This window comes from Neisseria wadsworthii 9715 (genome assembly GCF_000227765.1).
In the GTDB taxonomy this organism is placed as follows: Bacteria; Pseudomonadota; Gammaproteobacteria; order Burkholderiales; family Neisseriaceae; genus Neisseria; species Neisseria wadsworthii.
Map to the genome: position 1 here is coordinate 1318717 of NZ_JH165159.1, position 18137 is coordinate 1336853.

An 18137-nucleotide genomic window follows, 5' to 3' on the forward strand; every position below is an offset into this window, starting at 1 on the left:
GCTTGATTTCCCTCATCTCATAATCTTGCCTTTTAGCTTGAAACATGTTCTTTGATAAATAGTGGGCCAGTACAATGGCAGGCTGTATTTAATGGGTAAAACACAGAAAAGCCTGTCTGAAAGGCATATTTATTTAGGATTGTTTTTAAGGGGTTTTATGAAAGACAGTAAAAAGATGGTTGCCATTGGCTTGCTGGCTGTTTTTGCAGTAAGCGGGGTGGCGGCCTATCAAAACAGGGGCACGGTAAAAGCGGCAGCGCGGAATTTGGCCGTTGCGGTTAAATTACTGCCTCCGGCCACTCCGCCGAAAGAAGGGGTAGACAGAAAAATTTTGGAGCGCAGCCGTTCGGTGGTGATCGGAAAACAAGATGCGCGTGTAACATTGGTTGAATTTTTTGACCCGGCATGTAGCAGTTGCCGCAGATACCATCCGGTTGTGCAGGAAATTTTGAATAATCATCCGGATCAAGTCAGAGTGATTATCCGTTATGCGTTGTTCCATAAAAGTTCTGATGAGGCGGCACGTTTGTTGGAAGCAGCGCGCGAGCAGGGGCTGTACGGGCCGGTGCTTGAGGCTGTTTTGGCGGTGCAGCCGGATTGGATTCGGGATAAAAAAGCCCAAGCGGCTTGGGCGGCTGCAGTTAAAGCAGGATTGGATGAGGCAAGGGCGCGCAAAGTTGCAGGTTCGGCGGAGATTGCCGAGTTGTTGGAAGCCGATACTGTTGATGTGGAAGCTGTCAACGTCCGTGGCACTCCCACTTTTTATGTGAATGGCAAATTATTAAAGCAGCTGAGTGAGGAGGCGTTGGAGGCGTGGGTTGAGAACGAGGTAAAGGCTTCGGAGAAAGTATCTATATAGCTAATCAACTGCTGGTTGACTATACGGCAAGTCGGTTCGGTTGCAGAAACGATTTAAGATTCAAAATGCCAATGCCTGTCTGAAAACTTTTTCAGACAGGCATGGTTTATTCGGCTTCGGTTTCGGTTTTATTACCTTCATTTTTCTGCAAGCAGGGGCAGGCGCTTAATGTGGGAACGAGCATTTGCTCTGTGAGCGTCCAAAAAAGCTGCTGCTCCGGCGGCGCTTCGCCTGCGGAACCGAACACCAGATCCACTTCGGTATATTCGCGCTGACCGGTGCTCATTTTGGAGCCGTTGTAGGCTTTATAGGCTTCTTTTTTGGCTTTGTCGGCAGGATCGTCTTTACCGGGGTTTAACCATGCTTTGGCGGCGGCAAGGTTGGTTTTGGGGAGGAAGGGCAGCGGCCGGGTTTGGCCGAGAACGTAGTAATCCAGCCAAAGGGTGAGCAGGCTTTGGGCTTTTTCCTGCGGAATTTCGGGCAGGATGGTCGGATTGCCGGGCAGAAGCCAGTGGCTTTGGAAGCTTTCCGTGCCGTCGGGGCGAACGGCGTTGAAAATCAGGTGCTCCAGCATCAGCTCTATCTGGCGCGGGGCGTTGGGCTGTTCGTTTTGAAAATCAATCAGCCCGTGACGGTAAAGTTTGCCGAGGCTGCCTTCCAGCGTGTGTTTGCCGAGCGTGAGCGTGTAGGGCACGGAGTGCAGCTTGGGGCTTTGCACCAACGCAGTATCGAGTGATTTGGCTTTGGCTTCGAATTCGTTGCGCCAAAGTTTGCCCAACTCGCCCGCGGGCAGCATGCTTTCGGCGGCCAGCCGCTCGGCGGTGCGGTTGAAATCTTGATTGTGGCGGCGGGCGGCGGTGTATTCGGCGGTGATGCGGCCCGAGTGCTCGGGCGTGAAAGGCTCGGCGGAATCCCAAGCTTCATCAATGTAAGGCTCGCGCCAGTTGAGGTTTTGCTGCAGCCACGCGCGCACGGGATTGCGCCAAAACTGTATCAGGCGGCCGTGGCTGACGGTGCAGGCGGTTTCGGGTTCGGCCAAAGGTCGGCTGAAAAACGGCTGCACGGGTTTTTGCGGGCGGTTGAGCGCTTCGGCATAGTCGCTGCGGCTGCTGGTGTAATGCCTGTCTGAAACAAAGTATTGCGGTGAAAAGGCTTGCAGCGGGTGGTTTTCAATCATTTGCTCCGACAATTGTTCGGGCGGCAGGCCGGTCATGGCGGAGAGGGTGTCGATAAGTTCGGGCAGCAGGGCGGAAGGGGCGAGCAGGTCGTTATTCTGTATGCTGCGGCCTTGATAGGAAAGATAGAGGATTTCGCGCGCGCTCATCAGGGCTTCGAGGAAGAGATAGCGGTCATCGTCGCGGCGGGCGCGGTCGCCTTTGCGCGGATGGCGGGCAATCAGGTCGAAGCCGGAAGCGCGGGTGTTGCGCGGGAAGTCGGTGTCGTTCAGGCCGATAAGGCAGAGCATTTTAAAGGGCAGGCTGCGCATCGGCACCATGCTGCAAAAGGTGATGCCGCTGCGCAGGAAGCCGGCTTCGCTGCGGCTTTCGAGAAAACGGGTGATGTGGTGGATGGCAGTGTGTTGTGGCAATGCCTGTCTGAAACCGGCCAATGCGGCTTCTTCCTGCCATTGGGCAAGTGCTTGTTCGATTTGCTGCACGGCATGTTGGTCGCCGCTTTCGGGTTGGAACAGACGCGTTGTCAGGCGGCGCACGCGTTGTGTCCACTCGGGCACGTCGGCCGCCTGCTGCCAATCGCGCCGGATGTTTGCCAAAGTGCGGATGAAGGCGGCGAAACGGCTTAGTGGTTCGAGCAGGTTTAAGTTGCCGGGCAGGGCACTGATGTTTTGCCACAAGGTGCCGGTGTTGCCGGGCATCATCCAGCCGAGCACCAAGCGGTCGAGCCCCTGCTGCCAAGTGAACAAGGTGTCTCTGCCGCCGCGCATCTCGCCGCCCATGCCCCAATGGATGTTGAGCTGCGCCACGGTTTCGTGCAGCAGCGGCAGGTCTTGGCGGCTGAGGCCGAAGCGGCGCAGCACGGTTTCGTTTTCCAAAAGCGGCAGTACTTTGTCGGTTTCAAAGCGGCTTTCCAGTAATTCCAGCGTTTGTTCCAGCGCGTGTAAAAGCGGCTGGCGGCGGCTGAGTTTGACGTCGGAAACGGAATAGGGCAAAGCTTGGCCGCCGCCGGTTTGGCGGCCGAATACGGCTTCGATATAGGGGCTGTACGGTTCGATGTTGGGGGTGAGCACGGCGATGTCGTGCGGCTGCCAGCCCGGGTGCTCGTTTAAAACGCGCAGGATGTGGTCTTTGAGAATCTGCAATTCGCGCAAGGGGCTGTGGGCGGACACGATGCGGATGCTGCCGTCGGGTTCGGACGGTGTTTCCGCAGCGGCGGGCAGGCTAAGGGTTTGGATGTCGTGTTGCAGGCGGTGCAGCAGGCTTTCGGACGCGGCGGCATCGGAATAAACGGCCAGCTCGGTTTGCGCGCCCGCTTCTATCAGCGCGTCGAAAAAGTCGCGCCCTTGTTTGCCGAGTGAAGCCAGCAGCGGATGGCCGCTTTGGCTTAAATCAATGTCGGTGCCGTTTTTGAGGATTTGCGCCGGCTCGATGATGTTGCCCCAGTATTCGCTGCTCGGGTTGAGGGCGAAAACATGGATGTCGCAATGTTGTGACAGGGCTTGCAGCAGCTCCAGATAAAGCGGCGCGAGGGTGGCGATGCCGAACACGAAAAAGCGTTCGGGCAGCTTGGCTTTATCCAGTGCGCCGAGAAACTGCTGCCACAAGGCAGCACGGTGCGGCGCAGTTTGAGAGCCGTCGTCGAGAAAGCGCCAAAGCTCCGCTTGCCAGGCTTCGTCGTCGCCCAGCCCGAGCATTTTGCCAGCCTGCCAGGTATCCAGCCAGTCGGCGCGGTAAATCAGGTATTGGTCGAAAATATCGGCCATCTGACCAGCCAGTTGGTAGGCAGCATTGCCGCCGCGTTGCAGGTAGGTGCCGAGTGCGGCGCGGCTGAGTGCAAACTCGGGGGCATGATGGAAATGCCTGTCTGAAAACAAACCGAGCAGCCGCCAGCGCATCACTTCGGGGGAAAACGGGTTGAGCGCGGGGATGTCGGGCAAGGTGTCGCGCATCAGCCGCCAAGCCAGGCCGGCGGGCAGGCTGAATTTGAGGTTGGCGGCGATACCGGTTTCGCGCGCCAGATGCCTGCTGAGAAATCGCCGCATGCCCTGGCTCTGCACGATGATTTCTTCCGAGGCGAGCAGGTGGCGCAAAGGTTGGCGCGTTTTGACAGCCTGCAAAAGCTCGGCAAGGTCTTCGAGGCGGTTGGATTGGTAAAGATAAAGCATGGGCTTGGCTTGGAAAGTGTTTTCAGACAGGCATTATAGCGGATAAGCGGGCCGGCTTTGCGGCTTAATGGTCGATTGGTTATATGGCAAATAAACTTAAAAAATCAGCACGCCTCGTCATACTCGGGGCAAGCCTGAGTATGACGGTATCGTTATATAGTGAGTATGCCTGTCTGAAAGTTTTCAGACAGGCATGGTTTATTCCAGGGCGATTTTGGTTTCGACTTTGTTGAAGTTCATCACAAACTGGCTGGTAAAGCTGCGCACGTTGTTTTCCGAATTGAGTGCGCGGCGGGTGAATTGGTGGTATTCCTCCATGTTTTTGGCATGAACGAGCAGCATGTAATCATAGGCGCCGGATACTTCGTAGCAGCCGGCCACGTCGGGCTCTTCGTTGATGCGGCGCACGAAAGCGTCTTGCTGCGCCGTGTTTTGGCTGGCCATTTCCACCGATACAAACACGCTGAGGCTGCGGCCGACGGCAGCGGGGTTGACCAAAACAACCTGCTTTAGAATGATGCCCTGCTGCTTCATGTTGAGGATGCGCCGCTGGCAAGTGGCAACGGAAGCGTTGACTTGTGCGGAAAGTTCGTTGAGCGAGAGTGTGGCGTCGCTTTGCAAGATGTTGAGAATCTGGCGGTCTAGCTTGTCTGGGTTATACATTTTGAATATTTGATAAAATTTTTCATAACAGATTAAATTTAGATAAATTATTTCATAAAACGGATAAAACGGAAAAAATTTTTCTGCATTCAAGCATTAAAATGCTGATTCCAAACATTATCTTGATTTCAGAATAAGAACATTAAAATGAACACAATAAAAAAAGGCCTGATTGCAGGCGTGGTGTCCAATATTTTGTTTGCCGTGCTTTATCTTTACGGCGGTTGGATGCAGCCGATGAGCGGCACAAATGTATTTGCATGGCGCATGGTGGCGATGTTGGGTGTGTTGTGCCTGATTTTGTGGCTGGGCAACGGCAGGCACGAGGTGTTTCGCTTTGCCCACGAAACGGGTAAAAACTGGCGCAGATGGCTGCTGCTGATTCTGCCCACGCCGGTTTTGGCCAGCCAGCTTTGGCTGTTTATGTGGGGGCCGCTGAATGGCTACGGCATGGATGTGGCGGTGGGTTATTTTCTTTTTCCGTTGATGATGGTCTTGTGCGGGCGGGTGTTTTTGAATGAAGAAGTCAGCCGCCTGCAATGGCTGGCGGTGGCCGCTGCAGGCTGCGGCGTGCTTTATGAAATCTGGCACACCCATGCGTTTTCTTGGGTAACGCTGTGGGTGTTCGGCTCGTATCCTGTTTATTATCTGCTGCGCCGCCATTTGAACGTGCCGGAGCTGGCGGGTTTGCTGGTGGATTTGTCGGTGATTGCGCCGGTGGCGGTGTTTTATCTGTTTTATACCGGCGGGATGGATGTGTGGCTGGAGCCTTCCAAGCAATGGCTGCTGATTCCCATGTTGGGCGTGGTAAGCGCAGCGGCGATGCTGCTGAACCTGCAATCCAACCGCCTGCTTCCGGTAACGCTGTTTGGCATGTTGAGCTATCTCGAACCGATTTTGCTGTTTGTGCTGGCGGCCACGCTGCTCGGCGAACAGGTGTCGGCCGATTCGGTGGTTACTTACGGCTTTATCTGGCTGGGGCTGGGTTTGAGCATGTATGACGGCTATGTGAAGATGCGCGGCAGCCGCAGGGAAGTTTTGGGCGCGCCGGTGGTTTAACGCAAAGCCACATAGGTTTTCATTAAGCAAATGCCTGTCTGAAAAAGTTTTCAGACAGGCATGTTTGTTTTTACAGTGAACTTGGCTGGTAAGAAGATGCGATTTCGTGAAACAGCCGGTAAGAATGGTATTGTTTTTGCTGATAATAAATATAGCTGACAACCATGATTTCATCGGCACGCAATCGGATTTGCAGGGCTTCGAATTGGGCGGCCACGCTTGCTTTGCTGCCAATCAGCGAACAGGCCAGCATTTCGTTTACGGCTGCCTGCTCTTGTTCGCTGCCCCATTGGATGTGCGTTTCGGTTACGGGGGGCTGGAGCGGCTGACGAGTGTTCTTGATGATGTTGGCTATAAATTGCTGCTGTGAGCCTGCGAGAAAACGGGCTTCTTCGTCGGTGTCTGCGGCAATGACGTTGAGACACACAATCACATAAGGTTTTTCCAGTACATCGGAAGGTTTGAACTCACGCCGGTAGATCTCAAGAGCTGCATCCATCAGGCGCGGCGCAAAATGGGCGGCGAAGGCAAATGGCAGGCCGAGTTCAGCAGCCAAGTGGGCGCTTTCGGTGCTGGAGCCGAGCATATAAATGGGAACATTCAGCCCGACGCCGGGAAATGCGCGAACATAACCTTGCTCATCACTTGAGCGGAAATAGCGTTGCAGCATCTGCACATCATTTGGATAATTCAGCGAGAGGTTGCGTTCGTTGCGGCGTAGTGCGGTGGCTGTGGGGCGGTCGGTACCCGGTGCGCGGCCTATGCCTAAGTCAACGCGGTCGGGATAGATGGTGGCGAGTGTGCCGTATTGTTCGGCGACCAAAAGCGGGCTGTGGTTGGGCAGCATCACGCCGCCGCTGCCTACACGGATTTTGTTGGTGTGGGCCAGCGTGTGGCCGATCAAAACCTGTGTGGCCGAGCTGACAAGGCTGGGCATGTTGTGGTGTTCGGCAATCCAATAGCGCGTGTAGCCTATTCTTTCTGTTTCTTGGGCCAGCTCGATCATGGATTCAATGGCCTGGGCGCGGTTTTGACCTTCGCGTATGGGCACAAGGTTTAATACGGATACGGGAATCATGGTGTGTCCTCGGGTTGAGCTTATATCTGATTTGAAAAGTTTATAGTGCTGTTTTTATAAGTTTGGATGCACATTTTATAACCGCTGTGTTGCCTATTTTTCAGACAGGAATCTGCGAATACCGAAGCCTATCAGCAATGCGGATGGCTGTCATCATAAAATCAAAACAAGTAGGATTTTCTGCCTTTTTAGAGTATATTTGCACCTTGTTGAAATGATGTAGATTAACCCCCTAAATACAAAAGGAAATGCGTTATGGCAAATATTTTGATTGTACCCGTATGCGTTCATGTGGATATGGCATCCGTTGCAAAAACCGTGGCTTCAGGCCTGCCTGATGCGGTGGTGTTTAATCCGCTGGCCGATGCTTCCGAAGCCGAGCAGCTGATTGGTGCCGGCAAATCTGATGATTGGTTCGACCTGTTGGTCGGCCGCGTAGCAGAGCTTGATAAACCGAACGTGGTGATTCAGGGTATTCAAAATGATGCCGAACGCGCATTTTTATCCGTGCAAAATGTGGAGCTCGCCACATCTTTTAATGCGCGAGTGGTGTTTGCTTCCAGCAACGAATGCGGCACGGCAACCCGCCTGAAGCTCGCCAAACAATCGTTTGCCGGTAAAAACGTAGAAATCATGGGTGTAATCGGCGGCAGCGCGGAAGCGGCTAAAGATGCCGGCCTGCCTTATTTGGGCAAGCCCGACGCGCTGGAAGGTGTGTCCAAACTGGTTGCGCCTCAAGAGCCGCGCATGTCGCCCGCACAATTCCGCTTCAATATGATGGAATCTGCGCGCAAAGCCAACAAGCGCATCGTGTTGCCGGAAGGTGCGGAGCCGCGCACCGTGCATGCCGCTGCGATTTGCCATGAAAAAGGCATTGCCCGTTGCGTGTTGCTTGCACCCCGCCCGGCCGTGTTGGCCGTGGCTCAGGAAATCGGCGTGGAATTGCCGGATTCCGTGGAAATCATTGATCCCGATACTTTAATCGAACAATATGTTGCGCCGATGTGCGAACTGCGCAAAAGCAAAGGTTTAACGCCCGAGCAGGCGCGCGAGCAATTGAAAGACACCGTTGTGCTCGGCACCATGATGATGGCGCAAAACGATGTGGACGGCTTGGTTTCCGGCGCGGTTCACACCACTGCCAACACCATCCGCCCTGCATTTCAACTGATTAAAACCGCGCCCGGTGCTAGCATTGTATCCAGCGTGTTTTTCATGCTGCTGCCCGGTCAAGTGCTGGTGTATGGCGACTGCGCGGTTAACCCGAACCCGACACCGGATCAATTGGCCGAAATCGCCATCCAATCTGCAGATTCAGCCAAAGCATTTGGCATTGAGCCGCGCGTGGCCATGATTTCCTACTCAACCGGCACATCAGGCGCAGGCCCGGATGTGGAAGCAGTAGCCGCTGCCGTTGAACTGGTGAAACAGCAACGCCCCGACATCGCGGTGGACGGCCCGTTGCAATACGATGCGGCGAGCGTTGCCAGCGTTGCCAAATCCAAAGCGCCCAACAGCCCGGTTGCAGGCAAGGCTACCGTGTTTATTTTCCCGGATTTGAACACGGGTAACTGTACTTACAAAGCGGTGCAGCGCAATGCCAATGTATTGAGCGTAGGCCCCATGCTGCAAGGTTTGCGCAAGCCTGTAAACGATTTGTCGCGCGGTGCTTTGGTGGAAGATATCGTGTACACCATCGCGCTGACTGCGATTCAGTCGGAGCAAATGGCAAAATAATGTGAACATATAGAGAATGCCTGTCTGAATGCTTTCAGACAGGCATTTTTGTTTGGGAGCTGGAGGTTGTATGCTCTTCGTATATTGATTGTATTTGGCGGTATATTAGTTAATCCACTGACATAATAAGGATACCGTCATACTCGGGCTTGACCCGAGTATCTTGAGTTCCAGTAACTTTAAGAGATACTCGGGTCAAGCCCGAGTATGACGAATGTACTATTTTTAAGTGATTCGCTGTATTGCCGCATAACCTATGCCTGTCTGAAAACATTCAGACAGGCATTTGCTGTGTGCTTTATTTCACAATATCGGTTAGCGGCCAGCGCGGTTTGACACCAAACGCGCCTGCTTGGGTAGACTTTTGCAAATGCATGGCGCCGGCAAAGGCAATCATGGCGCCGTTGTCGGTACAGAGCGGCAGGGGCGGGAAGAACACTTTCACGGCTTCAGGTTTGGCCTTGGGCGCAGGTTTGATGCTGAGTGCGGCCAGTGATTCGCGCAGTTTCCAGTTGGCACCTACGCCGCCAGCTACCACCAATGTGCGGAAGCCTGTGTCGATAAGCGCCTGCTTGGCTTTGGAAAACAATACGTCAACCACGGCATCTTGGAAAGCGCGGCAGATATCATTGCGGGTTTGCTCGGAAAGGCTGCCGTTTTCAGAAGAGGCTTCTGCTTTTTGCACCGCTGTGAGCACGGCGGTTTTCAGGCCGGAGAAGCTCATTTGCAAGTCGTGCGAATGCAGCATCGGGCGCGGAAACGTGTAAACGTTGGGGCGGCCGAGTTTGGCCAGTTCGGAAAGTTTGGCGCCGCCGGGATAGGGCAGGCCGAGCAGCTTGGCGGTTTTATCGAAGGCTTCGCCGGCGGCATCGTCCACGCTTTCGCCCAGCAAAGTGTAATCGCCGATACCGCGCACAGCCATCAGCTGGGTGTGGCCGCCTGAAACAAGCAGGGCGACAAAGGGAAAGTCGGGTTTTTCTTCTGCCAAAAGCGGGGAGAGCAAGTGGCCTTCCAAGTGGTGCACCGGAATCACGGGTTTGCCCAGTGCAAAGGCTAAAGCGTTGGCATAGCCTGAACCTGCCAGCAGCGCGCCGCCCAAACCCGGGCCTTGAGTGAAAGCAACGGCATCAATATCGCCGAATGTTTTGCCGGCTTCTTTCAGACAGGCATGGGTGAGTGGCACTAAGCGGCGGATGTGGTCGCGGCTGGCAAGCTCGGGCACAACGCCGCCGTATTCGGCGTGCATCGCCATTTGGGTGTGCAGCTGGTTGCCGATCAGGCCGTGTTCTGTGTCGTAAAGCGCAACGCCGGTTTCGTCGCAGGAGGATTCGATGCCGAGAACTAACATTTTATTTTGGAAATTGTTTGTGAAAATTGAAAGAAGCGTATTTTAGCTTTAAACACAATGCCTGTCTGAAAAGATTTTTCAGACAGGCATTGATTGCTTGACACAAAGATTAACGCAATTCGTTTTGCAGGCTGCTAAGCCAGCTTGAAACCTCTTTGCCTCGGTAGGCGCTGCCGTCTTTGTTGAGGATTTGAATGCGCGAGCCGCCTTGAACAGGTTCTACAAACACAATCAGCTCAGGCATGGTCTGTTTGGCGGAATCGTCTTTTTTACCTTTGCCGAAAATACGGGTGAACATGCCGGGCTTTTTACCTTTGGCGGCTGATTCATCAGGCACCGGCTGCACCAGGAATGCGTGTTTTTCGACATTCTGGCCTAATACGGTCAAGCCGATACGGTCAAGCGCCAAGCCTGTACGGCGCCAGTTGCGCTGGTAATCGCCGCTGACCAAAAGGCTGTTGCCATCGACTTTAGCCAATTCGCTGACTGTGGCTTTGCCGGCGTTTTGCTGCAATTGACGTTCGACTTGTTGCTGGTCGGCACCCAGATATTGCATAAAGCGACCTAAGAATGCTGCTTCCAAAGTAGGTTCGTTCGGGCGCGGCTCCCACATGGTGGTGTCTTTGTTTTTATTGGTGTATACCTCTTTCATGCCTTTGTGAACAAAGAATACATCGGTTGTGCTGTTGGCGCCGCGTTCGATGCGGATGGTGAATTTATCGCGCTCGCTGGTGGAATAAATGCCGCCGAGGCCGACTTTTTCAAACAGGTTGCGCAGGCCGTCTTGCGGGATTTTGGCGCGGTTTTCTGCCCATTCTGTTTCCATTTGGCCGATGGCAGGCTCCTCGGATTTGATAACGAAGCCGTTTTCCTGCCAGAAGGCTTTCAGAAGCGGCCAGATTTCAGCGGGTTGCTTACCGCTGATTTGCAGCCAGCGCTGATTGCCTTCGCGCTTCAATTCTACACCTTGCACGCCTTGCAATACGGCTTGGTTGGCCGGTTGTTGGGCGTTGGCACGCTGTATGTCACTGGCACGAACCGCACCACCTGCTGCGGGCAGGTTGTAACGGTTGCCTTGATTCGGATTGGTTAAATCAGGGGGAACTTCCAGATTCACCACTTTGCGGTTTTGGGTTTGGTAATCAAGTTTGGGTTGCGCTTTGTTGCTGGAACAGGCGGCCAAGCCGATTAAGGCGATGGCCAATACGGCCGGTTTCATGCGGTTCATATAATCATTCCTGTTGGGGGTTAAATCAGTTTGAGTGTTTCTAAAGCATCTTGAACTTTGGCTTGTGCTTCTTTGGATAGTTCAATAATCGGCAAACGCACAGTTGCACTGCACCTGCCCAGTTTGCTCAAGGCCCATTTTTGTGCGGCGGGGCTGGGCTCGCAGAACATCACGTTGTAAAGCGGAATCAGCTTTTGGTTTAAACGGCGGGATTCGGCGATGTTGCCTGCCAATGCTTCGCGGCACATGTCGGCAAACAGCTTGGGTGCGATATTGGCGGCAACGGTAATGACGCCTTGTCCGCCGCAAAGCATAAAGGGCAGGCCGGTAGGATCGTCGCCGGAATAAACGGCGAAGCTTTCCGGTGCCGCGTTAATCAGCTCGATATCGCGGGCTACGTCGCCGCTGGCTTCTTTCACGCCGACAATATTGGGCAGTTTTGCCAAACGCAGAATGGTTTCGTTTGACATGTTCACAACCGTTCTGCCGGGAACATTATAGATAATCATCGGAATATCCACTGCTTCGGCAATGGCTTTGTAATGTTGGTAAATACCTTCTTGGGAGGGTTTGTTGTAATAGGGAACGACAGACAAAGTGTAATCGGCGCCCGCAGCTTTTGCAGCTTTGGAAAGCTCGATGGCTTCATGAGTATTGTTGGCGCCGGTGCCGGCGATGATGGGAATGCGCTTGGCGGCGTGTTTTACGGTGGCTTCGATTACCTGCTTGTGTTCTTCAACGGATAAAGTGGCGCTCTCGCCGGTAGTGCCTACGGCTACGATAGCGTCGGTGCCGTTTTCGATGTGCCAGTCGATCAGATTGTGCAGCGCATTGTAATCAATGCTGCCGTCTGCCTGCATCGGGGTAATCAATGCGACCAAACTGCCTTTTAACATAGTGGAAACCTTTGTCAGACGTCAATAATAATGGTGGATTGTAGCTTACTTTATCTGCGTTGTGAAATAGCGGTTGGGTGAAGCCGCCGTTTCAGACAGGCATGATAGCAGAAGAAATGTTAATCGGTATTTTCAAGGATAAACGGCGGTTGTGGGTGTGTGGAACGCTGTTTTTTGGCTGTGCGGTGGGGAAAGCCGACAAAAGGTAAAAAAATGGAAGTGCTTTTGCGCTTCGGATAAAATGCTCGCGGTTACAAAATTTGACATTTTATGTATAGCTTCAGCTTTGATACTTAAGCTTTTGTTGTTTCAAATAGTTTTAAGTGAGAGTGTCGGGCTGAATGATGCGTAACCTTGTAAATTTTATTTTAATTTGATTAAGGGAATAATGTGATGGGAGCCCCGTTGAGAAAGGGTGCGGACACGCCGGATTTGGTTTACCGCTTGGAAGACAAACCGCCGTTTGCCAATGCTTTATTAAGTGCGATTACACATTTGCTGGCAATATTTGTGCCGATGATTACGCCGGCGCTGATTGTGGGCGGTGCGTTGAAGCTGCCGCCGGAAATGACGGCTTATCTGGTGTCGATGGCGATGGTGGCTTCGGGTATCGGCACTTATTTGCAGGTAAACCGTTTCGGGCCTGTGGGTTCGGGGCTGTTGTCGATTCAGTCGGTAAACTTCTCGTTTGTCGGCGTAATGATTTCGCTCGGTTTGGGTATGAAAGAGCAGGGCTTGGACGAGCATGCGATGATTTCGGCGCTGTTGGGCGTGGCGTTTGTCGGCGCGTTTTTGGTGGCCGGTTCGGCATGGCTGCTGCCTTATCTGCAAAAAGTGATCACGCCTACCGTGAGCGGCGTGGTGGTGATGATGATCGGCCTGAGCTTGGTCAGCGTGGCGATTACTGAATTCGGAGGAGGTTATGCGGCTTTGAACGACGGCAGCTTCGGTGCTTGGCAGAATATTGCTCTGGCGGCGTTCGTGTTGGCGGTGGTATTGTTTTTCAACAGCTTGAAAAACCCGTTGCTGCGTATGAGCGGCATTGCGGTAGGGATGATCGCGGGCTGTATCGCGGCGCTGTTTTTGGGCATGGTGGATTTTTCGGTGTTGAAGGATTTGCCTTTGGTGACGGTTCCCGTGCCGTTTAAATATGGTTTCGATTTCCAATGGGTGCCGTTTTTGGTGGCCGGTTTGGTGTATTTACTGAGTATTTTCGAGGCGGTGGGCGATTTAACCGCTACAGCAATGGTGTCGGGTGAAGATTATGAAGGCGATGAGTTTCAGAAGCGTTTGCGCGGAGGCGTGTTTGCCGACGGCTTGGTTTCCGTGATTGCTACTGCACTCGGCTCGCTGCCTCTGACCACGTTTGCTCAAAACAACGGCGTGATTCAGATGACCGGAGTAGCTTCGCGGCATGTGGGCAAGTATATTGCGGCGATTTTGGTGGTATTGGGTCTGTTTCCGATTGTGGGGCGCGCATTTACTACGATTCCCAGCCCGGTGCTCGGCGGTGCGATGGTGTTGATGTTTGGGTTGATTGCCATTGCAGGTGTACGCATCATTATGACCAACGGTATCAACCGCAGGGAAGCTGTGATTGCGGCAACTTCCATCGGCTTGGGTTTGGGCGATTGGTGATATCAAGCCAATGCCTGTCTGAAACATATTTTCAGACAGGCATTATTTATGAATTGCTGTATTTCTGCCAGACTGTTTTCTTTTTTGGTTTCGGATGAAGTAAAATACGCGTTTAAATTTTGACAAATGTTTCTCCATTATGAGCGACACGCCCAATTACATCACTCCTACAGGCTGGCAGGCTTTGAAAGACGAGCTTTACCAGCTGGTTAATAAAGAGCGTCCGGAAATCGTGCAAATCGTCAACTGGGCAGCGAGCAACGGAGACCGTAGTGAAAACGGCGATTATCTCTACGGCAAACGCCGTATGCGGGAAATCGACCGCCGCATCCGCTTTCTGACCAAGCGTTTGGAGGCCGCGCAAGTAGTCGACCCGGAAACGCGCGAAGCCACCGACCAAGTGTTTTTCGGTGCAACCGTTTTATTGCTGCGCGGCGACGGCAGCGAACAAACGGTAAAAATTGTCGGCGTAGATGAGATTGATACTGCACACAACAAAATTTCCTGGATTTCCCCGCTGGCGCGTTGCTTAATCAAAGCGCGGGAGGGTGACGAAGTGGTGTTGCGCACGCCTGAAGGCAGCGAGGAAATTGAAATTTTGTCGGTTGAATATATTAAGATTGATTAACGGGGCGGCTTATGCAGCAAACATTAAACTGGCAGGAGCAGCTGCCCGAAGGCCTGTCTGAAAAACTGCAATGGCTGATGCAGCAGCCGTCTTTAACCGCCGCACTCAGGTCTTTGGATACGTCATTTTCCGTGCGTCTTTTACATTTGGGCCTGTCTGAAAGCCGCGGATGGTTTTCAGACAGGCATTTTCCTGCGCAAGTGTTTTCACGGGAAGTGTTATTGTGTTTGAGCGGCCAGCCGGTTGTGTGGGCGCGCAGTGTGTGTGAAGCGGATGACGCCGTGTGGCACGAAGTGTTGGATTGCGGCACGCAGCCTTTGGGAGAGCGTTTGTTTAATGGCGCGCTGCCTTTGGTGCGCACACCTTTTGAATATTGCAGTTGCGGGCATGTGGTTCTACCGTATGAAAATGCTTTGTCAATAGCAGCGCGGCGTTCCGTGTTCTCATTAAACGGCAACCGTTTGGGCTTGGTGGAATATTTTCTGGACGATTTTGAATAGTTCTAATCCTGCTTCACCGAGGCGTGGAAATGTTTCTTTATTAAGGAGAAAATAATCCTCTTGCATAAATTGATGTTCTTTTGCTTTTGAAACAGCATATAGGCATGAATTTATTATATAATTCATGCCGCTTAGACAAGCTCGGTGCATAATAAAAATAAGCAATTAATGCACAAACTCACGATAAATCATGGCTAAATTGATAAAAATAACAGAAGCAGCCATAAAACGGAAAACAAATACAGAAAATGGAAATGAAACGCTTACTATTACAAATGCTTCCGCGTTATGCGGTTGGCCGTATGCTTATATACAGCCGTCTGATGCGGGTTGAAAAGCCGATAGGTACTTTGCTTTTACTTTGGCCCACACTCTGGGCATTATGGATTGCATCGGAAGGTGTGCCGGATTTGATAATTCTGGCTGCTTTTTTGATGGGTACTTTTCTGATGCGCAGCGCAGGTTGTGTGGTTAATGATTTTGCCGACCGCGATATTGACGGCGCGGTTGAGCGCACCAAATCACGCCCGTTTGCGAGAGGTTTGGTAACCAAAAGCGAAGCCTTGTTGCTTCTATTGATTCTCTGTATGTTGGCGGCGCTCTGTTTGTTGCCGCTCAACAGCCTGACTTGGCTGATGAGCCTTCCCGCCCTTTTTCTGGCAATTACCTATCCGTTTACCAAGCGGTTTTTCCCGCTGCCCCAGTTTTATCTCGGTTTGGCTTTTTCATTCGGCATTCCGATGGCGTTTGCCGCTGTAAAGGAAACCGTGCCGTCGGTGGCTTGGTTGCTGTTTACCGCCAATGTGCTGTGGACGCTGGCTTACGACACGATTTATGCGATGGCCGATAAAGAAGATGATTTGAAAATCGGCATCAAAACTTCCGCCATCACGTTTGGCCAGCATGACATTGCCGCAGTGATGCTCTGCCATTTCTGGTTTACCGTGTTGATGGTGATTCTGGGCATTCAGATTAAAGCGACTTGGCCTTATTGGCTGGCGGTGCCGCTGGTGGTGTATTGGCAGTGGCAGCAATATCAAACGATTAAAACACGCGACCGGCAGGCTTGTTTCCGCACGTTTCTGGAAAACAACCGTATTGGCTTGGCATGGTTTATCGCTATCGGGCTGCATTACTGCTGGTGGTTCTTGTGCGGTTTGTTCAGACAGCTCGGCTGGACTTTCTGAAGTGAATTTGTTTACATGCCTGTCTGAAAAAAGTTTTCAGACAGGCATTGTGTTTATTTTTTTAAAATTGTGAATTAAAGTTTCATGCATATTTCTGATTTTGACTTCCAACTGCCGGAGCAATTAATTGCCCAGCATCCCCCCGAAATACGCGGTAACAGCCGTTTGCTGGTTGCGCTGCCTGATAAGCCTTTCCAAGATAAGGTGTTTGCCGATTTGCCGATGTGGCTTGAGACCGGCGATGTGCTGGTGTTTAACAATACCAAAGTGATTAAAGCCCGTTTGTTCGGACAGAAAGCCAGCGGCGGAAAAATTGAAGCTTTGGTTGAGCGGGTGTTGGATACGAATCGCGCGCTTGCACATATACGTTCCTCAAAATCACCGAAACCTGGCACCGAGCTGTGGTTTGAAGGTGGGATTAAGGCCGTGATGGAAGAGCGGCGAGGCGAATTATTCTGCCTGCGTTTTGAAGGCGGATTAAACGTTTACGAACTTTTGGAGCAACACGGCCATCTTCCGCTGCCTCCCTATATCGAGCGTGCCGCCGGAGAAAATGACGACAGCCGCTACCAAACGGTTTATGCAAAAGAGCAGGGCGCGGTTGCCGCACCTACGGCAGGTTTGCATTTTACTGAGGAAATGCTGAAAGTATTGGCGGCCAAAGGCGTGGAAATGGCAGAAGTAACGCTGCATGTGGGGGCAGGCACATTTCAGCCGGTGCGAGTGGATAATATTGCCGAGCATAAAATGCATAGTGAATGGTATGAAGTGTCCGAAGAAACGGTGAATAAAATCCATAAAGCCAAACAGGCAGGGCGGCGGGTATGGTCGGTGGGCACCACCTCTATGCGTGCGCTTGAATCTGCGGCGCGCTCCGGTGTGTTGAGCGCAGGCCAGGGCGATACGGATATTTTTATTACGCCGGGCTATCGGTTTGAAGTGATTGATCGCTTAATCACCAATTTCCATTTACCGAAATCGACTTTATTGATGTTGGTCAGCGCTTTTTCGGGTACGCAGAATATTCGCGATATTTACGCACATGCTATTGAGCAACAATACCGCTTTTTCAGTTATGGCGATGCGATGATATTGGGACGGGTGGAAGATTGATTGCTTGTCTGAAAAGATGGTCAGCTACTTAACTTAGTAATAAGCGCTATCATATTCGGGCTTGATTCGAAAATAATTTGAGGTTGCCGAAACTTTAAGACACTCAGGTAAACCTGAATATAAAAATAGGTGTTTGAGACGATGGAAATGCCTGTTTGAAAAGTGGTTTTCAGACAGGCATTTGTTGTATAGATTTCAGGTATTTCGTGCTGTTTCATACGAAACGCAAGCTGCTTTGTACCAGTTTATTTGGTTTCTGGCAGCGTTTTCTTTTCTCCGAAGCTTAGCCGTAGGAAGACAGAGAGCAGAAGTAAGCCTAAAACGGAAGTTGCCATGTAAATCAGGCTGGAAAGCCCGTGCCAAAAGGCAAATTCAGTCATTCCACCTGCTTCGCTCGACGGGGAGAGGAAAAGATTGGAAACAGCCAGTAACGGATGATGCTGTCCTTGCTTGATTGCTTCGATAACCGGTGTTACGGCTAGCTGATTAATGCCTAGAAGAACAATTTGCAGAGCAATCCAGCGCTGCGGCTTTTTGCTGTAAGACTGTATTCTGGCAACCACATATACCAAAAACCAAGCAGCTAAGCCGTAATAACCGACCACGGTAAACAGCTTGCCGGCAATATCTCCGGCGGGAACCCTGTCCAAACTTTTAAATAAAATAGGGGCGGCCACATAGCCTGCCATAATCTGCATCCCTAGCCAACTGCCTGCAATGAGCGCAGCAAAACGATTCATGACTAATCTCTTTGTTAAATTTTTTTAAATTCTGTGAATTAAACTATATGAAAAATAAGCTGTCAACCATGCACAAACAAATGCATGGTCAAATATGACAAAAGAGCAAAATACAAGAATGCC

General features: G+C 52.0%; 14 protein-coding genes and 1 pseudogene. 8 read left to right on the forward strand and 7 right to left on the reverse strand.

The genetic code is table 11. The annotated features are described in order from the left end of the window. Positions 1–157: 157 nt before the first annotated feature. Positions 158–859 carry a DsbA family protein gene (locus tag HMPREF9370_RS05995; protein ID WP_040667507.1) on the forward strand — a complete coding sequence of 234 codons (702 nt, stop codon included), beginning with the start codon at positions 158–160 and terminating at the stop codon, positions 857–859. A 106-nt stretch (positions 860–965) separates the two neighbouring features. Here the strand turns inward: HMPREF9370_RS05995 and recC are convergent, their stop codons facing one another. After that, positions 966–4199 carry an exodeoxyribonuclease V subunit gamma gene (gene recC / locus HMPREF9370_RS06000; protein ID WP_009116489.1) on the reverse strand — a complete coding sequence of 1078 codons (3234 nt, stop codon included), beginning with the start codon at positions 4197–4199 and terminating at the stop codon, positions 966–968. A gap of 198 nt (positions 4200–4397) precedes the next feature. Beyond that, positions 4398–4862, reverse strand: coding sequence for an Lrp/AsnC family transcriptional regulator (locus tag HMPREF9370_RS06005; protein ID WP_040667509.1), 465 nt, complete (start codon positions 4860–4862; stop codon positions 4398–4400). 147 nt (positions 4863–5009) lie between these two features. On the opposite strand from HMPREF9370_RS06005, the gene rarD reads away from it, so the two are divergent. Next, positions 5010–5921 (forward strand): EamA family transporter RarD, encoded by a 912-nt coding sequence (gene rarD / locus HMPREF9370_RS06010; protein WP_009116491.1) that lies wholly within the window; start codon positions 5010–5012, stop codon positions 5919–5921. A 70-nt stretch (positions 5922–5991) separates the two neighbouring features. Here the strand turns inward: rarD and HMPREF9370_RS06015 are convergent, their stop codons facing one another. Then, positions 5992–6999 (reverse strand): LLM class flavin-dependent oxidoreductase, encoded by a 1008-nt coding sequence (locus tag HMPREF9370_RS06015; RefSeq protein ID WP_009116492.1) that lies wholly within the window; start codon positions 6997–6999, stop codon positions 5992–5994. A gap of 255 nt (positions 7000–7254) precedes the next feature. Between HMPREF9370_RS06015 and pta the strand changes: the two genes are divergently transcribed. Beyond that, positions 7255–8736, forward strand: coding sequence for a phosphate acetyltransferase (gene pta / locus HMPREF9370_RS06020; RefSeq protein WP_009116493.1), 1482 nt, complete (start codon positions 7255–7257; stop codon positions 8734–8736). A gap of 298 nt (positions 8737–9034) precedes the next feature. Here pta and tsaD read toward each other — a convergent pair whose 3' ends face one another. The 3 genes from tsaD to dapA form a co-directional block, all read right to left on the reverse strand. Beyond that, complete coding sequence (tsaD, locus tag HMPREF9370_RS06025; protein WP_009116495.1) at positions 9035–10084, reverse strand: tRNA (adenosine(37)-N6)-threonylcarbamoyltransferase complex transferase subunit TsaD; 1050 nt, start codon at positions 10082–10084, stop codon at positions 9035–9037. Between the two features lie 109 nt (positions 10085–10193). After that, on the reverse strand, positions 10194–11312 hold the full coding sequence (locus HMPREF9370_RS06030; RefSeq protein WP_009116496.1) for an NlpB/DapX family lipoprotein: 1119 nt from the start codon (positions 11310–11312) through the stop codon (positions 10194–10196). Positions 11313–11332: 20 nt separating this feature from the next. Continuing rightward, the gene (gene dapA / locus HMPREF9370_RS06035; protein ID WP_009116497.1) at positions 11333–12208 is read right to left on the reverse strand and encodes a 4-hydroxy-tetrahydrodipicolinate synthase; all 876 of its coding nucleotides are present in this window, start codon (positions 12206–12208) and stop codon (positions 11333–11335) included. Between the two features lie 393 nt (positions 12209–12601). Between dapA and HMPREF9370_RS06045 the strand changes: the two are divergent. From HMPREF9370_RS06045 to queA, 5 genes and pseudogenes are all read left to right on the forward strand, one after another. Continuing rightward, positions 12602–13837 (forward strand): annotated as a pseudogene (locus HMPREF9370_RS06045) (nucleobase:cation symporter-2 family protein); the annotation flags it as partial. Positions 13838–13985: 148 nt separating this feature from the next. Beyond that, entirely contained in the window at positions 13986–14474 is a 489-nt protein-coding gene (gene greB, locus HMPREF9370_RS06050; protein ID WP_009116500.1) for a transcription elongation factor GreB, read from the forward strand. Between the two features lie 11 nt (positions 14475–14485). Next, positions 14486–14974, forward strand: a complete 489-nt coding sequence (locus HMPREF9370_RS06055; protein WP_009116501.1) for a chorismate--pyruvate lyase family protein — start codon at positions 14486–14488, stop codon at positions 14972–14974. A gap of 248 nt (positions 14975–15222) precedes the next feature. After that, the gene (gene ubiA, locus HMPREF9370_RS06060) at positions 15223–16161 is read left to right on the forward strand and encodes a 4-hydroxybenzoate octaprenyltransferase (RefSeq protein ID WP_009116503.1); all 939 of its coding nucleotides are present in this window, start codon (positions 15223–15225) and stop codon (positions 16159–16161) included. Between the two features lie 84 nt (positions 16162–16245). Further along, a complete protein-coding gene (gene queA, locus HMPREF9370_RS06065) occupies positions 16246–17274 on the forward strand; it encodes a tRNA preQ1(34) S-adenosylmethionine ribosyltransferase-isomerase QueA (protein ID WP_009116504.1) in 1029 nt (342 codons plus the stop codon). A 245-nt stretch (positions 17275–17519) separates the two neighbouring features. Here queA and HMPREF9370_RS06070 read toward each other — a convergent pair whose 3' ends face one another. Continuing rightward, positions 17520–18014, reverse strand: coding sequence for a DUF4149 domain-containing protein (locus tag HMPREF9370_RS06070; protein ID WP_009116506.1), 495 nt, complete (start codon positions 18012–18014; stop codon positions 17520–17522). Positions 18015–18137: the final 123 nt, after the last annotated feature.